Source organism: Polaromonas sp. (assembly GCF_049790275.1).
Taxonomy (GTDB): domain Bacteria; phylum Pseudomonadota; class Gammaproteobacteria; order Burkholderiales; family Burkholderiaceae_C; genus Polaromonas.
Map to the genome: position 1 here is coordinate 15,664 of NZ_JBAQYR010000006.1, position 16,700 is coordinate 32,363.

The following is a 16,700-nucleotide window of genomic DNA, read 5'->3' on the forward strand; positions in this document are numbered from 1 at the left end:
GTGTAACGATTCGTGCCGTCCCCTTGTCCTGTTGCTAAGAACTCCCCGAAAGATGTCGTTGCGTTGCGTTTCGTGCCTGGCTGATAACCCTGACGGAAACCGGTTCTGCGAGGACTGTGGGGCTGGCTTGTCGCTGGTGTGCCGCCACTGTGGGCAAGAGTGTGGCCCTTCCGCACGGTTCTGCGGGGCATGCGGCACACCGCAAAGCGCTGCCGCCCCGGCTGCGGCAGTCGTTCCTGCCGCCAGTGTGTGGGGGGAGCTCAAGCAGGCCACAGTCCTTTTTGCCGACATCGTGAGTTCCACAGAGCAGATTGCCGATCTCGATGCCGAGCAGGCCATGGAGCGCCTGGGCCCGGCGCTTGCGCGCATGTGCGAGTCCGTCGAAAAGTTTGACGGCACGGTCGTGCGAACGCTGGGCGACGGTGTCATGGCCATTTTCGGAGCGCCTAAAGCGCTGGAGGGGCACGCCCTGCTGGCATGTGAAGCGGCTCTGGACATGCAGCGGGCGTTCGCAACCGATGGTCAGGGCTTGCGCATCCGGGTCGGCCTGCATTCCGGCCAGGTGGCGTCAGACCCCCGGCATGCCGACGGTAAGGGTGGAGGGGCTCATGGGCTTACCATTCATCTCGCGAGCCGGGTCGTGGGTCTGGCCGACCCCGGCGGCATTTGCTTGACTGAAAGCTGCCATGCGCTGGTTCGGTCTTTGTGTGAAGTGCAACCCATGGGGAAGCATGTCCTGAAAGGTATTTCGGGCCAATCCGGCATCTATGCCCTGATCGGGCTGAAGACGGCCTCGGCGGCACAGCATTTTCACCAGTCCAGCCTGACTCCGTTCTTGGGCCGGGACCGGGAAATCAATCTCCTTAAAGAGGCGCTGCGCGTCACCGAGCTGGGGCAGGCTCGCGTGGTGGGGATTTCGGGTGAACCGGGTGCCGGCAAGAGCCGGCTGTGCCACGAATTCGTCCAGTGGTGCCGCGCACGACAAGTCCCCGTTTTTGAAGTGCGCGCCCAGCCATATGGCCACGCGACGCCCCTGCAGCCGGGGTTGAGTCTTCTGCGCACTTTTTTCTTTCGTATTTCGCCCCTGGACGACGCCGCTGCAGCCAGAGGCAGGATTGTCGAACGCATGGCTGAACTAGGTCCTCCGGCGGAAACCGATCTAGCGCTGCTGTACGAGTTTCTCGGGGTGGCCCAGGCCGGCAGCCCTCCGTCGGCACTTAACCCCAAGGCGCGCCATGTCCGATTGCTCAATGTGGTGCGCGAACTCGTCAAGCACGATGCGGCTACAACGTCGGTGCTCCTCATCGAAGACCTTCACTGGCTGGATGAAGCCAGCGAGGAGTTCGTAGCAACGCTGGTTGAGGCGGCGGCTGGCACGCAGACCATGTTGGTTCTCAATTACCGTTCTTCTTACCGTCTCCCCTGGGCCCAATTTGACAACTTTGAGAAAGTCGACCTGGGGCAACTGAGCGCTGGGGAGACAGAGCATCTCGTCAAGGAACTGATGGGGTTCCGTCCTGGTCTCGACGACATCTGTGGACTTGTTGCGAAGCGAAGCGGCGGTAACCCCTTCTTTGCAGAAGAACTGGTGCGCTCACTGGTTGAAAGCGGCTATTTTCAGGAGAATTCAGATCTTCGCAGTAGTGGGCTGGAAGCGATAGAACGCGCCTTGCCTGCGACTGTGCAAGCAGTCATTGGTGCCCGCCTTGATCGCCTTGGAGAGCCTGAAAAAACTTTGTTGCAAATGTGCGCGATCATCGGCAAGGACATACCGCTCGCGGTGCTGGAGCACATGGCCAGTCCGCTGGCGAAGGTGATCGAAAAGGGCTTGGACGGTTTGTGCCACGCCGAACTTATCTTGCCGCAACCGGCAGTAGGCGGACGCCGCTTCACGTTTCGTCACCCGCTGATTCAGGAGGTTGCCTACAGTACTCAGCTCAAAGTACGCCGCGAGCCACTCCATTGTGCTGTTGCCTTGGCGATGGAGGTCTACTATCGGGATCAACTCGACGAGTATGCGGGTCTGATTGCCTATCACTATGAGGCGGCTGGGCAGCTTGTTGATGCCGCACACCATGCCGCACGTGCCGCTCAATGGGTGGGTTCCACCAACTCGGCGCTGGCGATCAAGCACTGGCACAAGGTGCGGGCGCTCCTGCAGGAGCAACCCCGGTCTGCCAGAGCCGATGGGCTACGCGTGCAGGCTGGCGGACAGATTGCGGTGCTGGGGTGGCGCGAAGGCCTGACCTTGCAGGAGGTTCAGCCTTTTATCGACGAAGCCACTGAACTTGCTGGTGAGGTGGACCGTCGCTTGATTCAATTGTTGTTGATGGTCGAAGGGCGAATGCTCCAGGCAAGTGGCGGGCCGGCCGACGGTTATGTCGAACGTATTCAAAAGGCTTTGTCATTGATGGGGCCTGAGGCCGACAGCGGACGTGCCGCCACCCTCAATGCCGCCTTAAGCCATGCCTATGCGTGGGCGGGCCTGCTGGAGCAGGCCTTGGCTGCCAACGACCTAGCATTGGAAGGGTTGAACGACATAGACAAATTTGACAGGGAGTTCCTCGGCTTCAGCATCGAGCAATGGGTATTCAACATTCGTGTTCGCCTGCTCAACCGCATGGGGCGGTTTGATGAGGCGCAATCGTATCTGCAGCAAATGTCGGCTGAGGCAGAGTTGTCGGATGATCCCGTCATGCGCCAGATAGCGCACCATGTGTACGTTGATCTCGCGTGGTGCAAAAATGACGCTGCGCTGGCCAGGAAGCATGCGGCCGCGGTGGCCAGCATTGCCGAAAAACATCAGAACCCATATTCGAGAGTGTTTGCGCTATCCTGCGATGGGCTTTCGCAACTGACTGCACGGAACTTCGATAACGCCAAGCAAATGTTTTCCGAGGCACTCCAAGTGATAAAGAGTACCAACGTGGCTGTCGATTTTGAGGCCGAGATGCTGGTTGGTCTTGGCGAGTGTGATCAGCATCTTGGCAACTTCAAGCAGGCATTGGCCTTCGCGAGGGAGGCTGTGCTGGTTTCACGGCAACGGAGTAACCGGTTGGCAGAATGCCGGGCGCTCATCGTATGGGGGGGGGCATTGGTCGCAGGCAACGAACCTGATGGTGTGGGTGCTGCAGAAATAATGTTCGAACCAGCCGAACAACTAATCAGATTGACAGGCGCCAGAATCTTCGACGATACGCTGGCTCGCGCCAGGACCGGGTCCCTGGCTGTTTCAAGACAGTGAACCGGGCTCTCAGTCAGGGTTTTCGAACAAGCAGTGTGAATTCGCGCATCCCGTACTGTTCCAGTAATTCGACTTTTGTACCGAACTGGTTTTCACAATAGCGTACCCATGTCTCCGGTGAGCTGTGGTACAGCTCGGGAATTGCCTGCATGTCAGGTTCAGGCGGAACCAGAAAGTTGACAGCAAAGCCAAGACGGCTTGCTGCATTCATTTTGGCCATGGTGCTCTTGATGAAGAGGTCCCATTGGTCAGCGGGCTGCATAAGCTTGACGTTAAAGATGCCGCTGGCGACTGAGTAGTCTGCTACGCGCGGAATGTCACTCGTGACAATGAATTGCGAACGGCCCATTGAGCGCCGGGGCGGCTTGACCCGGTCAATCATGGCCCGCGAGAGATCGGTACCAAGGTAATCCACATTCGCGTGCCGATGTCGCTTGGCCAGAAAAGCCAATAACGCGCCATACCCACAGCCGATATCGTTCAGTGTGAATGCCTGGCGAAAGTTGCACAGCTTGAGCAGTTGTACAAAACGTAGCTCTTGGGTTGGCTGGCAAGTCCAGTCCACTCCATGCGCAGTTGCACCATGGGTAAGCACCTTTTGTGTGTAGTAGCGCTCGATGTCCGCATGAACACCGTCAATGCTCGAATCAAGGGAGGGCGCCGCCAAGCCGTCAGAACTCCCCCTTGTTTCCATCACACAGCTACTTCTTTGCTGCTTTTTTTACTGTCTTTGCAGCTTTTGCCACAGGCTTGGCTGACTTCAGTGGGAGTGTGGGAAAGGAAATGGTCAGGTAGTCGCGATCGAAATAGGGGACCGGCCGGTCTTTCTCGGTGATCAGCACCCGGGTATTTCCTTTTTCGGCTCGCATGTCGTGAAAGGTGAAATACACAGGCAAAGGAGTCTTCGACGCAAGATTGCGCACCATCGCATTAACAATAGCAACGTCACCGTTTTGATTGGTCACGTTGGAGTCATGCTTGGCAAGGTTGGTGAAGTAGTCGTGCAGGCGATTTTTTGCTTCGGCATTGGAGGCGCCAATGTTCAAGACAGCCACGCTGGTTTTGAACGAGCGGCCTTTCTTGAAAATCTTGAACTCTTTCTGCAGCGCGACCATTTCATCAATGCCGCCAAAGTGCGTTTTTTTGTCAGGTGTCGGCGCGAAGCGCACATTTAGTTGATCAAGCAGACTTCCAACGTGGATGTCATGTTCTTTCATAAACCAGCCCATAAATCTTCTCCTGCTGTTGCGGTTAATGGAAATTGCAGCGTCTTGGTAAAAATTGCAACGTACTGTTAAAGCCCTGCGAGTTTAGGCTCAAGTTTTTTGTTTGAAAAGAGGGCAAGCCTTGTGAATAAGGTTTTGTCCCCGTATTGGGAAGCGCAGAGGTACGGCATGTTGTACCGGCACCAATGGCAATCACCGCACGACAGGGGTGTGACGAGATGAGCGGGCGCCGGCGTGCCGGTGGATAAAAGCTATGAGGCGTTCAGGATCCGCCGTGTTACCTGTGGCGCTGCGTCACTGGTTCCAACCAATCGCACCACGCCACCGCTCCGGGTGCCGGCTGCCTTGAGCCCAAGTAGCACGGGATTCTCGTCGCTGTATGCGTGGGTTGCTGGCACTTTCACAACGTCCGGACGCTCCGGACGGCCGGCGTCCGGATCGGGTTTGCGCGGCGAGTACGTTGCCCACATCGGACCCGCCACACGAACCCCGCCCACCGATACTGTTTTTGCGCCGGTCGCAATGCTGTTGAAGTTGCCACTGCGGCGAATAGGTGAAGGATTGTCCGGGTGATCGACAAATGAGCCGGGATTGCCGCTGGTGTCGTACCACTTGTCTTCGAAGTGGGACTGTCTCGCGCCTGTCTGAACGCCGATGATCTGATCATCCCGTTCTACGTAGGCGTCCACCGTGACACTGCCTGCCCTGGTGTTGGTGATCTTTACTTCCCAGACCCCACTTGGCGCCGTGGAAGTTGATTTGTCAAAGGAGAACGTGGAGGAAACTGCGATTAAGGCGCATGTTCCATTCACGCCAATCGCCACAGATTTAGGATAAATCAGCGCACAAAGGGGCTTGCTATTGCTGGCGTTCCACGTGCCTGACTTGCCCCATGCGAAAGGAGGCAGGCTTGGTTGACCTGGCGGGGTAAGTTGCACTTCAATGCCATGCGCACCAAATGGAATCCAGAGCTCCAGAAAGTTTTGTGTCAAATCACCCGGTTGTCCCCGCCAATGCAGCGTAACTTGCTCTCCTTTTGATAGCGTTGCGTTGGCGTGAGTGCGGCTCTGGTAGTTGTTGCTGACGGGCAGGATGATTTGCAGGCGCCCGGTTTTCAGGGCAATGAGCTGATCCATAGCCGCTTCAAGCACTGAGCTACCGTCGTGCGGCCCAGCAAGCGTGCCCCAGCTGAGATTGACGGCCACTTTGGTCGCAGGTGCACATCGCGCAAGAATGTACATCAGGCCATCCATGATGTGCACGTTCATCGAACCGCCCGAAGTGTCTACTACCGTGTCCCAATCCAGTTGCACTGCCACAATGTCGCACCGGCTTGCATCATCATCAGCTAGCTTCCAGCTGGGCGGTGCATTGGGAGAAGGCGGTACACCAGCGATTTGGGCCAAGACGGTGCGCGGGCCGCAGGCGATGTCCAGCACATGGGTGCCATGGCTTACTTGCTTATTCAACTCCATTCCCATCTTGAAGTGGTCGTACACCGCAGTTTCATCGACCAACCCCCCGTAGGTGTTTTGCCGCATGGCTTGGTTGATGTTGGACGCTGTCAACTCATGGCCGTAACCCAGGTCGGCAGGCGCTGGCCCTGCGCCTTGTTTGTCCTGGCGCCAGAAATACCGGGTTCGAGCTTTGCCGTTGCGTAAGAAATTGGTATTGGCAAAAGCCAGGCCGCCGTCAATCAAGCCCACTACCTTGCCCTGAAGCAGGGGGTGGGGTGCCGAGGGGCCGGGCACAACTGGCGCGTTTGGGTCGTCCGCGTGGTGGCCTGCGGGTAAGCCAAGCTCAAACCTTTGCACCAGAGCGTGCAAGCTGCCGCCAACCCGGATGTGTCTGAAGAATGCTGGCCTGACCCGCGCGGTGCAGTAGCGCAGGCCTGTGGGCGCGGCAGGCGAGGTATACACAGGCGGCACATGGAGCCACTTGGGTGATGAGGCTGCTTTCAATTGCGCCACGCTGACGCCTGGCTTGAGCTCGATCAGCAGCGGCAGCCACTTGGGAGGCTTGCTAAGACCATAGCCAGCGAAGTTGTCTGCCTCAGCCCAGATCAGGTAGGGGTCAAAGCCGGATGTTGCACCCGGCTTCGCCCAGTCAATTCCCGTGAAACTGCCTTTGGGTAGTGGAGTCCAATACATGGTCGACCTATTGGATAGGTTTCCATTCGGCAACGGCTTTGGTCCACATGAAGTGGAGCAGCGGCGAGGCTGTGACAGTAGCCGAACCTGAGAACAACTCGTAGTAGCCACTTTGATTGTCGACCATCGAAACCCGTGGATCGAAATCGATCACCGTCCCTTGGGCGCCGTGGAACTTGCGACCATCGAATCCCCGCTCATGCAGCTTGGCCCCGGTGCAGCGTGCCACCATGAAGTCGCTTAGAGCCGTACCCAGCAGGCGTCCGACCGCACTGTCCACCGGATAGTGCAAACCGGCAACCGTTCGATTCACCGCAATACGTGCCGCCAGCCGTTCCAGCTGTTCGCGGTATTTGGCACCGTGCGGCAGAAGAGAGTGAAGCAGCGCGCAGGTCAAGTAGGCTTCTGTCGCATGCCCGCTTGGCCAGCTAGCATGGCCGGGCGTGGGGATCATGGGTTGAATTTGTGGCGACAACTCCACCGGACGCTGGCACGCGAAGGCATGTTTGAATCGCATTTCAACATGAGTTGCCAGAGACATGGCCAAGTCAAGCAGTTCGAGGGTGTATTTGTGTCGATGCGCGGTCAAGCCAATGATGGAGGAAAAGAAGGCGCCGCCTCCGTTGACCTGTGCCAGGATTTCGGCGCCACGGTCCTCGCGAAGCTCCGAATAGTTATTTACCAGATCGAGCTGCTGCTTGAAAATTTTCTCGGTCGGGCGAACCAGACGCGCAAGTGCCAGATCTTTCAGAGGCTTTTTGTCCAAGTCCACAAAACCGAGAGTCATCGATGTTTTGTTTTGGTTGACATTGAAATGCAGACCTGCCAGCAGCTCAAGTTCGCAAACCGCCATGCGAGGGCCGGCAGCCCATTCAGCGAGCCGATCGGGCTTGTCCAGCGGGGTCGGCAGGGTGAAAGGCAGCGTTGCTCCCTGAAATGGCCCCACAAGAGCAGCTCGGTTCGTTGTCAGTGCAAACGATGAAATGGCTGGGTCCACGCTATACCCACCGCTATACCCGCCGCTATACCCACCGCTATACCCACCGCTATATCCACCGCTATATCCACCGCTATATCCACCGCTCATATTTCGCTCCAGTTAATATTGTTGAGGTTAATGTTCAGTGAGGCCCAGTGCTCGCAACGCAACTGCACAACGTTGCCGGGTGACGCTGCTAGCGCTTCCGATGGCGAGATAACTTGAAACCGACATGCCGGGAGTTTCTGCCAAGAGCATGGCTAATGTCGATTTGGCATCTTCGACCATGCTCGCTTCGACCTGCGCAGTCAAAAGCACGCGCATTGTTGGTGCGTGATGTCGGTTTGCTTTTAGGGACTGTCGCGCATACTGAATTGCGCGGCTATGATCGTTGACAGTGAGCAAAGCCGCTGCCGAAAGCATGTCGAAATAGTATTTAAGAGGGTCTATGGGGGACAGCGCATTAGCGTATTCCACCTCCGAAACTGCGTCGCTCGGCGCTCCCCACATTGTTGACGCGACACTTTTGAAAAGCCAAGCCATCGGCTCATTTGGATTTGCCTCAATTGATTGAGCAAGCCTTAGTGCCGCCAGATCAAAGTTACCGAGCAATTGGCAGTATGCATGTCCTTCGACAGCTAGTGTGAGCGCGTTGGCTGGTTCAATGTCGAGTGCTCGCTTTGTTTGCTCAAGTGCCATGCGCGCGTCTTCTTCCGGGGTCTGACTCAGTCCCCGGATGATGCGCATGATGTACCACTTGGCCAGCCATGCGCGCGGAGTAGCTATTCGACCATGCCTCTCTATCAGGGCATCAAGGGCCTGCCGGCTGCGGTCGAAGTCACGGACAGAAGATCGGTGCATCATCGAAATTCCACCGAGCAGCAACGAGCTGCTATCCAGCCGCGGCATGGGCTGCACCAAAGACTGCTGGACTTCAGCATCGATCAGTGCGCGAGCTGTTGCCGCTGCCAAGCTGTTGAGTAATTCACTTTGGGCTTGTAGCAAGTCGTCTGTAACGCCCGACACGCGTTCCGCCCAGACGATTTGAGTGGTCCGTGCGTCTGCTAACTCGGCAATGATCAAAATCTTGCCGCCGCTAGCGATGTAGCTACCTGACAGAACAAACGAAGCGCCCAAGCGCGATTCCACGTCCGGCATGACGCTGGTTCGTCCCCTGAACGCAGTGGTAGACAGACGCGAGATGACACGTATATCAGGGCTGCGAGAGAGTTGCGCGATAACTCCATCGGCAATAAGCTCTCCGATAACGAAATGTTCTGGTTCGTTGCTACGTGCTTCAAATGGGATGACCGCGATGGTCGGCCGGAAGTCGGGCGGCAACGTGTGGGGTGCGGGAATAACGGGGGCGTGGCCAACGGGGCCGACTCGATAAGCGCGCACCGGCTTTTCAACATGCTTGAGATGACAGTCACCCAAATCTTCGACGTCGGCATCCAACCCTGCCGCGAGCTCGTCGCGTAGCTCGGAGGAGACCACCATTTCCCCCGGCCCGGCCAGGGTACTAACGCGCGAAGTCAAGTTGACGTCGGTACCATAGATGTCATGCTGGTCAGTCACAAAACTGGCAAGGTGCCCGCCCATGCGCAGGTGCATCTGGTGTTCAGGTGTCACGCCGACATTGGCTTGCCGGGCAAACTGGTGCAGGGCAAAAGCTGCTTTGACGCAGCCCTGGGCGCTGGCAAACTCCAGCATCAGCCCGTCACCCAGGCTTTTGACGATGCGTCCGCCATGCAGCGGCAGCACGTTTTGTTCCGCTTCTTCCACAAGTTGTTGCCACCGCCGTACAAAGCCATCCTGGTCCTGCTCCATGATCCTGACCGATTCGACGACGTCCATGACCAATAACACTTTCGTGTTTCTTGCCATGGAAGCAGGGAGTTCGATCAATGGGAGCCTCATCGTAGACGGTGTAACAAAATTTTACCTCCTCTGTTTGTAGGAGAGGCCGTCCTGATGAAACAACTACCGAGATGTGACGCAGGGGCGCGCGTGCCGTTGCTTTAGTGCTGAATTATTACTTTCATGGTGGACTTCACTTCGATCGGAATGCGGAGGTGTGCAGGTTCGTCTGGTCGCACCGGCACGTTTGAGGGGTGTTGGCCAAGTGGCAGTCAGACTTAATTGAGAGAGGGCGAAAGTGTACGTGCTCGACAGACAATAGTTGCTCTGTTGTTGGTTGACGACTGTTTGGCCGCGCTGCGAGCAATATGGTGTCCGGAAAAAAGAGCACATGTTAGATTGCATTCGGCCACTCGTCCGGGTGGCTTTTATTCTTTAATCAGGAGCGTCAGATGAAAAAAGTGCAGTTTGGTTCGGGCCTTATTTCCCCGGCCGTCAAAGCGCATGTCCAGAAGAGGGTGGTTTCCGGTGCCGGAATTATTTCTCCTGAGGTCAAGGTGCATGTCCAAAAGAAATTGGTGCAAATGGGTGCCGGCTTCATTAGTTCTGCTGTCAAAACGCATGTCCAGAAGCGCGTGGTGGCGGGCTCGGGCATTATTTCTCCTACAGTGAAAACTCACTTGCAGAAGAAGACCGTTCAGATGGGCACCGGTTGGATAAGCCCTGCGGTGAAAGCACACTTGCAAAAAAAGGTTGTGCAAATGGGCTCTGGCGCCATCAGCCCCAGCATCAAGGCGCACGCCCAGAAACGGGTGGTGTCGGGTAGCGGAATGATCTCTCCTACCGTCAAGGCTCATGTGGCCAGGAAGCCGGTAGTCCTGATGGGCGCTGGCACCATCATGCCCGCGCTTGCAGCACACCTTGCTAAACAACACGCATAAAAACCCTGGATAGTTGAGGGAGGAAATAAAGCAGATGCAGCCGGATAACAACAATTCCGAGGACGGGCCTACCGTCACATTTCACAATGTTTATCCGGCTGCCATTGCGCCCATGCGGGCGGACAAAGCGGCGCTGGGCACCATGCCCACTATGGCCTTTCGCCATTGCGAGCCCATGCGAACAGCCTCGTCATTCGGTTGGTACGTTTTCCCTCCCGAAGACATTTCGCTCAAGTGGAATGGCGCCGATGTTTCCTACCTTGATCTTGAGACGCAAGAATGGACACCTCTTTCCCAAGCCTATTTGCCCGGTTTTTCTGACTACTGGGACGAGCACGCGCCGGAAGACATCAAGGGGTTGGCGCCACCCTACCTTTCGATATTGCCGATGCGTGGCTTTGTGCAGATCTGGTCGGGTCTCCTATGCGCCACACGGCCGGACTGGAGTGTGCTGATTCGACCTCTCGCCAATATTCGCCCTAGCCATCAGTTTTCCTGTTTCGAGGGGCTGCTGGAGTCTGACCGATTCCAACCCTTTCCCTTGTTCATCAACATTCAGTTGCTCGCTACTGATGTACCGATCAATATTTCCAAGGTTGCGCCGCTGTTCCAGGTGCAGCCCTTGGTTCGTGTTACCTATGGTGAGCGGGCGCACAAGTTCGCCGAGCGGGACGGCTTGGGACTAATGCCCAACGGCGAGCCGGCAATGACTGCTGAAAATTGGGTAGGTTACCGCAAGACGATTCGAGTGGATGTTCCTAATGAAGCGCCGGAGTCCGGGCAGTACACAGCTGCAGCACGCAAACGTACCAAGCACGAAGAGTAGCCGGTGGTGTTTCCTGTTTTCGGCGCAAGCCTCCTGTCAGCGGCGGCCTCCTTGCCCCTGCACCTCATGCCGCTACTGGTGGTGGCGCTGGTTGCCGAGTCGCGCCTTCCGTTTGCGCAGGCTGGATTGATTGCCAGCGCCTATATGGTGGGGCAAATGGTGGCCACTTTGGGGCTGCCTGCGCTGAAGTTCGCGCGATTGAAACGCTCACATGCGATGGCCGCGGTGGGTATTCTGTTGGCGAGCGTGCTGGTATCCGCGCGTTTGTCTTCGCAGGCCATGCTTGCCTGCTGGTTTGTTGTGGGCGCCGCTTGTGGTGCATTGCAATTTCTGGGGGCCACCACGGCCGCTGCTGCGGCCAACCGGCAATCGGCCTTTGCGTTGCGGCTGGCCGTGACGCTGATCATCAGCGGCTTTGCCATTGTGGCCGTGCAACTGACAGGTGGCTTTGGAGGTTATGCGTTCCTTATGGTGCAGTTGGGCATTGTCTTTCTGACAATCACCGGTGCTGGCCTTGTGCTCTACCGCGCCCCAGCCGTGCCCCCGGCATTGGCCCCTACAGCTAGGCAGGCAGCTCGCCCGAACCGGTTGCTGGGTCTTGCCGTCATTTTTCTTCTTTTCGTCGGGCAGCCCGGATTTTGGGCCTACGCTGTGCAAAACGTTCAGCAGCGGGGCGTGGTGCTCGAGCACCTGGCGTATGCCATTGCTTTTTGCAAGTCCGCAGCGGGATTTGTCCTTCTGGTCAGTGTCATGCGCCCCTCGAACAAGACAAGAGATGGGCTGTTCTTTCCTGGGCTGGTCGTAGCGATGGGTGTGCTTGGTATGGCCACTGCCAACGGTGCCGTCAGCTTCCTGTTGGGCTTGCTGTTATGGGAACTGGGGCTCAATGTGCTTTCCGCGAGGCTCCAGGCGGCGGTGGTGCAGGACAATCCCGCAACCGCAGGCCCATGGCTGACCGGTGCCGTATTCCTCGGTGCTGCGGCTGGGCCGCTGCTGCACGGACTTGCTATTCAGGCGCAAGTGCCGCTTGTTTTTGCTGCTTACGCCTGTCTTTCTGCGCTGATTCCTTTTGCCTGGGTATACCTGCGCGGTCAGATGGCGCTTGCTAAACCCTTGTAAGGTTTTACGAAGGGCTGCGGCTTGCGGTGGAACTATTCCACCACTCGACCTCAGTATTGAAGGGCCTCTTTTTCTGCGAGCTTTGCATCCGCTGCAATTTCAGGCAGGTCCCGAAGGTGCTCATAAATCGGCGTGAAATCCGGCGCGGTTTTGTCGAACAGCTCCTGGAAACTCTCGATGACAAAGTAGGTCTGCTGGTAGCTGTCGATCTTGTAGCGGGTACGCATGACGCGTTCGATGTCCAGCGGCAGGCGCTGAGGCTCGGGGCTCCGCACCGAATGCCGCAGCTCGCCCGATGAACTCAGGATGCCGGCGCCGTAAGCGCGCAGGCCGTCTTTCTGCTGGATCAGGCCGAACTCGACGGTGTACCAGTAGAGCCGGCTTAATTGCTCGCAGGCGCCCAGCCCATGCGCCTTGAGCCCACCCTTGCCGTACTCCTGCATGTGGTCGGCAAAGATGGGATTGAACAGCAGCGGCACGTGGCCGAACAGGTCGTGAAAAACGTCGGGCTCCACGATGTAGTCGAATTCTTCCGGCTTGCGTATCCAGTCGGTCACCGGAAACTTGCGGTTGGCCAGCAACGTGAAAAAAGGCACTTCGGGAATCAGCCCGGGCACGGTGACGATTTCCCAGCCGGTCGCTTTATGAAGACGCTTGTTGACATCTTCAAAGCGCGGTATGTGGTCGCTGGCGCCTAGCGAGGGCAGGGCGGCAATGAACTCGTCGCAGGCCAAGCCGGGCAGCAATGCGGCCTGGCGCTCATACAGACGTCGGTAGGTGTCGTGATCGGCTACCGTGTAAGCCGCATAGTTCTGTGGGCAGGTGTAATCTGCGCCGGCGCGCGAGTAGTCGCCGCGTGGCGGGCGGTCGCTGGTGCCATAGACAACCGGTGGAGCAGCCCCCACGCTCTCCATTGCGTGTTGCGTGGTGGTTGTCATGCTGTCTGAAGCACACCGCGGCGCATCTGATCAAGCTCCATGGTTTCAAACAGCGCCTTGAAGTTGCCTTCGCCAAAGCCCTGGTTGCCCTTGCGCTGGATGAACTCGAAGAAGATCGGGCCGAGCTGGTTTTCGCTGAAGATCTGCAGCAGCAATTCACCGGGCTTGCCGTCCACCAGGATGTTCCGCGACTGCAGCTCGGCCACGTTTTCGCCGTGGCCCGGAATGCGTTTGTCGAGCAGCTCGTAGTAGGTGTCGCTGGTGTTGAGCAGCTTGATGCCGCTCAGCTGCAGCGCGTCCACCGTGGCGTACAGGTCGTCGGAGCCCATCGCAATGTGCTGGATGCCTTCGCCCTGGTAGCGGTCCAGGTACTCCTGGATCTGGCCGGCTTTCTCGTTGCCCTCCTCATTGATGGGAATGCGGATCTTGCCGCAGGGGCTGGTCATGGCCTTGCTCTTGACGCCGGTGGCCTGGCCTTCGATGTCGAAGTAACGCACTTCGCGGAAATTGAACAGGCGCTCGTAAAAGCCCGACCACTCGGCCATGCGGCCGCGATGCACGTTGTGCGTCAGGTGGTCGATGTAGGTCAGGCCATGGCCCACGGGGTTGAGTTCCGCACCGGGCAGCGGTTCGAAGTCCACATCGAAGAAGCCGATGTTGCCGATGTCACCGTCTTTCGCGCCGTTCTTGCCGCGCCACCGGTCGATGAAATAGATGATGGAGTCGCCAATGCCCTTGATGGCGGGGATGTTCAGCTCGCCGGGGCCGGCGGTGTGGGCGTAACCCCAGGCGCCCAATGCAATGGCGCGCTCATACGCAGCTTTCGCATCCTGCACGCGAAAGGCGATGGCGCAGACGCTGGGGCCGTGCTGGCGCGCAAAACGCTGGGCAAAGGAGTCCGGTTCGGCGTTGATGATGAAGTTGATGCCGCCCTGGCGATACAAGGTCACGTTTTTGTGGCGGTGTTTGGCAATCGGCTTGAAGCCCATGCGCTCGAACAAGGCGCCCATGGCGGCCGGGTCGGGGGCGGCGTATTCAATGAACTCGAAGCCGTCGGTGCCCATGGGGTTGTCCCAAGTGGCAGCTGCGGCTTGCGGCGACGGTGAAGAAAGGATGGCGGGGCTGATGGCTGCGTTCATGTGTGTCTCCAGGCGGTTCAGAAAATACAGGCACATCCACTTTAAGCGCGCGGTCGATCAATTTTTGTGCAAATCAAGGCGTCATTATTGATAAACGCGCAGTAAAGCTGCAAAATATGTGACATGGAAGCACTGGACAAGCTGGACAAGCTCATATTGCGCAGCCTTCAAGCCGATGGCCGGGCCACTTACGAACAGATCGCTGAGCAGGTCAACCTGTCGCCCAGTGCTGTGTTGCGCCGGGTGAAGCGGCTGGAGGAAAGCGGCGTGATCGACCGTTATGTGGCATTGGTCAAGCCCGAGTCGGTGGGGCTGGGGCTAACCGCCTATATCAATGTGCGGCTCGAAAAACATACCGAATCCCACAAACGCAACCCGATGGACCTGTTCCGGGCCAGCGTGCAGACCTGGCCCGAGGTGGTGGAGTGCGCCGCACTGACCGGTGAGATGGACTACCTGCTGCGTGTGGTGGTCGCCGACATGGGCCATTACAGCCGTTTCATCATGGACACCCTGCTCAAGCACCCCAGCGTGCAGGACTGCAAGACCAGCTTTGTGCTGGATCGGGTCAAGACCACCACCGCGGTGCCGGTTTAGGCGTTGACCCGCTTGCCTGTGTGGCATGGCCGGCGCTTAATCCTTGATCCGGAGGCTGATTTAGGGGCCAGCCTCCCTTTCAGTGTCGATTATTACCAACACACGCAGCGACAAGCAGGATAAACGGCTATCTTTTTAATAGCTGCTGACGCCCGTGAATAAAGGGCTAAAGGCCTTCTTCCTTGTAATTGAAGCAAACTCCTTCATTCGCGGGCCCGAATGACCTTCAAGACTGGACATTCTAGGGAAAACCCTTATATTGAGCCGATGGTTACCCCTGCCACCTTCTTCAAGGCATCCCTCTCCGCAGGCAAGGAGTTCTTTCGCCCGCCCGTGGAGGTTGCGGCGCGCACGCAGCGCAGGGCGCCTCCCGTGATGGTGCCCATCCGTTCCATCGGCCCCGGCCACGGCGAGCGCATTGAAAAACACCTGCTGGCGCTCGACGCCCATGACCGTTACCTGCGGTTTGGCTACGCTGCCAGCGATGAGCAGATCCACCGCTACGCCGCAGGACTGAACTTCGAGCGCGACGAGATCTTTGGCATCTACAACCGCAAGCTGGAACTCATTGCCATGGCGCATCTGGCACTGTCCATCGATCCCGAACTCAAAAGCTGCGCCGAATTTGGCGTGTCGGTGCTCCAGCATGCACGCGGGCGCGGCTACGGCGCGCGCCTGTTCGAGCGCGCCGTGATGCATGCACGGAACGAGGGTGTGAGCATGATGTTCATCCACGCGCTCAGCGAAAACACCGCCATGCTCAATATCGCCCGCAAGGCCGGCGCGGTGATCGAGCGCGACGGCTCCGAAAGCGAGGCTTACCTCAAGCTGCCGCCGGCCGATCTGGACTCGCGCGTGAGCGAAATCGTCGAAGAGCAGATCGCCCAGACCGACTACCGCCTCAAAGTCCAGGCCAAGCAGTTCTGGAACCTTCTTGCGATGGTGCAGGAAGTGCGGCAAGGCGTGCGTGACAGCCGCGACCGCATGCCTCTATAAAGCCCCCACGCTCCCCCACTTCGTGTGGGTCGCTGCCCCCCCCCCCGAGGGGCCGCTGCGCGTGCGGACTGGCAAAGCCAGATCCGCGGCCCCTGCTGGAATGGAGAGGAGATGGCCCCCAGCAGGGCCGAAAAGTCAATCTGCAGCGGGCTTGTAGCGCCGCCCGCTACTGCCATGCCGCCGGTCGGCAAGCGGCAGGTCATTCTGGCCGGCCATGATGTTGGCGCGCTGCTGCAGGCGCTCCAGCATCTCCCCAAGCAGAGCCGTTTCCTCGAGCGTCAAGGCTGAAAGTACGTCACGGTTGATCTGGCTGACCAGCGGGAACAACTTGCTGTGCAAGGCAATGCCGGCAGGCGTGAGTGCCAGCTGGATGTGCCGCGCATCCCCGGCGCGGCTGCTGCGGCTGACCAGCTTTTTGCCGGCCAGCGCCATCACGGCCCTGGAGGTGCGCGGGCGATCCAGATGCGCCTGCTCCGCCAGTGCGGACGAACCCATGGGCCCGCGTGCGGCCAGCACGGCCAGGACGCGCCATTCGCGCCGGGTGATACCGAACTGGCCTTCGCAGTAACGCACCACAACACCACCGGCGGCCGCCTGCAGGCGACTCAGCCGGTACAGCAGGAGGTCGTCGAGAATTTCTGGCTGCGCCAGGCGCGGCACGGCTGGAAAGGGGCTGGGCATCAGG

The 16,700-nt window shown here is 58.3% G+C and carries 14 protein-coding genes; 6 read left to right on the forward strand and 8 right to left on the reverse strand.

What is annotated here, in order from left to right; translation table 11 throughout:
• Nucleotides 1-52: 52 nt before the first annotated feature.
• On the forward strand, nucleotides 53-3,244 hold the full coding sequence (locus WA904_RS00705; RefSeq protein WP_425195213.1) for an AAA family ATPase: 3,192 nt from the start codon (nucleotides 53-55) through the stop codon (nucleotides 3,242-3,244).
• A gap of 13 nt (nucleotides 3,245-3,257) precedes the next feature.
• Here WA904_RS00705 and WA904_RS00710 read toward each other — a convergent pair whose 3' ends face one another.
• The 5 genes from WA904_RS00710 to WA904_RS00730 form a co-directional block, all read right to left on the reverse strand.
• Nucleotides 3,258-3,941 (reverse strand): class I SAM-dependent methyltransferase, encoded by a 684-nt coding sequence (locus WA904_RS00710; protein WP_425195214.1) that lies wholly within the window; start codon nucleotides 3,939-3,941, stop codon nucleotides 3,258-3,260.
• Between the two features lie 4 nt (nucleotides 3,942-3,945).
• Nucleotides 3,946-4,473 (reverse strand): hypothetical protein, encoded by a 528-nt coding sequence (locus WA904_RS00715; RefSeq protein WP_425195215.1) that lies wholly within the window; start codon nucleotides 4,471-4,473, stop codon nucleotides 3,946-3,948.
• 248 nt (nucleotides 4,474-4,721) lie between these two features.
• A complete protein-coding gene (locus WA904_RS00720; protein ID WP_425195216.1) occupies nucleotides 4,722-6,620 on the reverse strand; it encodes a hypothetical protein in 1,899 nt (632 codons plus the stop codon).
• 7 nt (nucleotides 6,621-6,627) lie between these two features.
• Nucleotides 6,628-7,617: a phosphatase PAP2 family protein gene (locus tag WA904_RS00725; RefSeq protein WP_425195217.1), complete on the reverse strand. Its 990-nt coding sequence runs from the start codon at nucleotides 7,615-7,617 to the stop codon at nucleotides 6,628-6,630.
• A gap of 117 nt (nucleotides 7,618-7,734) precedes the next feature.
• Nucleotides 7,735-9,486, reverse strand: a complete 1,752-nt coding sequence (locus WA904_RS00730) for an adenylate/guanylate cyclase domain-containing protein (RefSeq protein ID WP_425195218.1) — start codon at nucleotides 9,484-9,486, stop codon at nucleotides 7,735-7,737.
• A gap of 425 nt (nucleotides 9,487-9,911) precedes the next feature.
• Between WA904_RS00730 and WA904_RS00735 the strand changes: the two genes are divergently transcribed.
• From WA904_RS00735 to WA904_RS00745, 3 genes are all read left to right on the forward strand, one after another.
• Complete coding sequence (locus WA904_RS00735) at nucleotides 9,912-10,400, forward strand: hypothetical protein (RefSeq protein ID WP_425195219.1); 489 nt, start codon at nucleotides 9,912-9,914, stop codon at nucleotides 10,398-10,400.
• Between the two features lie 34 nt (nucleotides 10,401-10,434).
• The gene (locus WA904_RS00740; protein WP_425195220.1) at nucleotides 10,435-11,226 is read left to right on the forward strand and encodes a hypothetical protein; all 792 of its coding nucleotides are present in this window, start codon (nucleotides 10,435-10,437) and stop codon (nucleotides 11,224-11,226) included.
• A gap of 66 nt (nucleotides 11,227-11,292) precedes the next feature.
• Nucleotides 11,293-12,345, forward strand: coding sequence for a hypothetical protein (locus WA904_RS00745; protein ID WP_425195221.1), 1,053 nt, complete (start codon nucleotides 11,293-11,295; stop codon nucleotides 12,343-12,345).
• A gap of 50 nt (nucleotides 12,346-12,395) precedes the next feature.
• On the opposite strand, the gene phhA is transcribed toward WA904_RS00745, so the two are convergent.
• Both phhA and hppD read right to left on the reverse strand, forming a co-directional pair.
• A complete protein-coding gene (gene phhA / locus WA904_RS00750) occupies nucleotides 12,396-13,283 on the reverse strand; it encodes a phenylalanine 4-monooxygenase (RefSeq protein ID WP_425195222.1) in 888 nt (295 codons plus the stop codon).
• Entirely contained in the window at nucleotides 13,280-14,422 is a 1,143-nt protein-coding gene (gene hppD, locus WA904_RS00755; protein ID WP_425195223.1) for a 4-hydroxyphenylpyruvate dioxygenase, read from the reverse strand. Before hppD ends, phhA begins: the two co-directional genes overlap by 4 nt.
• Nucleotides 14,423-14,545: 123 nt before the next feature.
• On the opposite strand from hppD, the gene WA904_RS00760 reads away from it, so the two are divergent.
• Both WA904_RS00760 and WA904_RS00765 read left to right on the forward strand, forming a co-directional pair.
• Entirely contained in the window at nucleotides 14,546-15,019 is a 474-nt protein-coding gene (locus WA904_RS00760; RefSeq protein ID WP_425195224.1) for an Lrp/AsnC family transcriptional regulator, read from the forward strand.
• A 267-nt stretch (nucleotides 15,020-15,286) separates the two neighbouring features.
• The gene (locus WA904_RS00765; protein WP_425195225.1) at nucleotides 15,287-16,015 is read left to right on the forward strand and encodes a GNAT family N-acetyltransferase; all 729 of its coding nucleotides are present in this window, start codon (nucleotides 15,287-15,289) and stop codon (nucleotides 16,013-16,015) included.
• Between the two features lie 135 nt (nucleotides 16,016-16,150).
• Here the strand turns inward: WA904_RS00765 and WA904_RS00770 are convergent, their stop codons facing one another.
• A complete protein-coding gene (locus WA904_RS00770) occupies nucleotides 16,151-16,696 on the reverse strand; it encodes a MarR family winged helix-turn-helix transcriptional regulator (protein WP_425195226.1) in 546 nt (181 codons plus the stop codon).
• Nucleotides 16,697-16,700: the final 4 nt, after the last annotated feature.

Bases quoted from the DNA above. Each gene is read 5' to 3' on its own strand.
- WA904_RS00720 (WP_425195216.1), bottom strand. From the start codon at position 6,620: ATGTATTGGACTCCACTACCCAAAGGCAGTTTCACGGGAATTGACTGG.
- WA904_RS00745 (WP_425195221.1), top strand. From the start codon at position 11,293: ATGCCGCTACTGGTGGTGGCGCTGGTTGCCGAGTCGCGCCTTCCGTTT.
- hppD (WP_425195223.1), bottom strand. From the start codon at position 14,422: ATGAACGCAGCCATCAGCCCCGCCATCCTTTCTTCACCGTCGCCGCAA.
- WA904_RS00730 (WP_425195218.1), bottom strand. From the start codon at position 9,486: ATGGCAAGAAACACGAAAGTGTTATTGGTCATGGACGTCGTCGAATCG.
- WA904_RS00770 (WP_425195226.1), bottom strand. From the start codon at position 16,696: ATGCCCAGCCCCTTTCCAGCCGTGCCGCGCCTGGCGCAGCCAGAAATT.
- WA904_RS00765 (WP_425195225.1), top strand. From the start codon at position 15,287: ATGGTTACCCCTGCCACCTTCTTCAAGGCATCCCTCTCCGCAGGCAAG.
- WA904_RS00760 (WP_425195224.1), top strand. From the start codon at position 14,546: ATGGAAGCACTGGACAAGCTGGACAAGCTCATATTGCGCAGCCTTCAA.
- WA904_RS00715 (WP_425195215.1), bottom strand. From the start codon at position 4,473: ATGGGCTGGTTTATGAAAGAACATGACATCCACGTTGGAAGTCTGCTT.
- WA904_RS00705 (WP_425195213.1), top strand. From the start codon at position 53: ATGTCGTTGCGTTGCGTTTCGTGCCTGGCTGATAACCCTGACGGAAAC.
- WA904_RS00735 (WP_425195219.1), top strand. From the start codon at position 9,912: ATGAAAAAAGTGCAGTTTGGTTCGGGCCTTATTTCCCCGGCCGTCAAA.
- phhA (WP_425195222.1), bottom strand. From the start codon at position 13,283: ATGACAACCACCACGCAACACGCAATGGAGAGCGTGGGGGCTGCTCCA.
- WA904_RS00740 (WP_425195220.1), top strand. From the start codon at position 10,435: ATGCAGCCGGATAACAACAATTCCGAGGACGGGCCTACCGTCACATTT.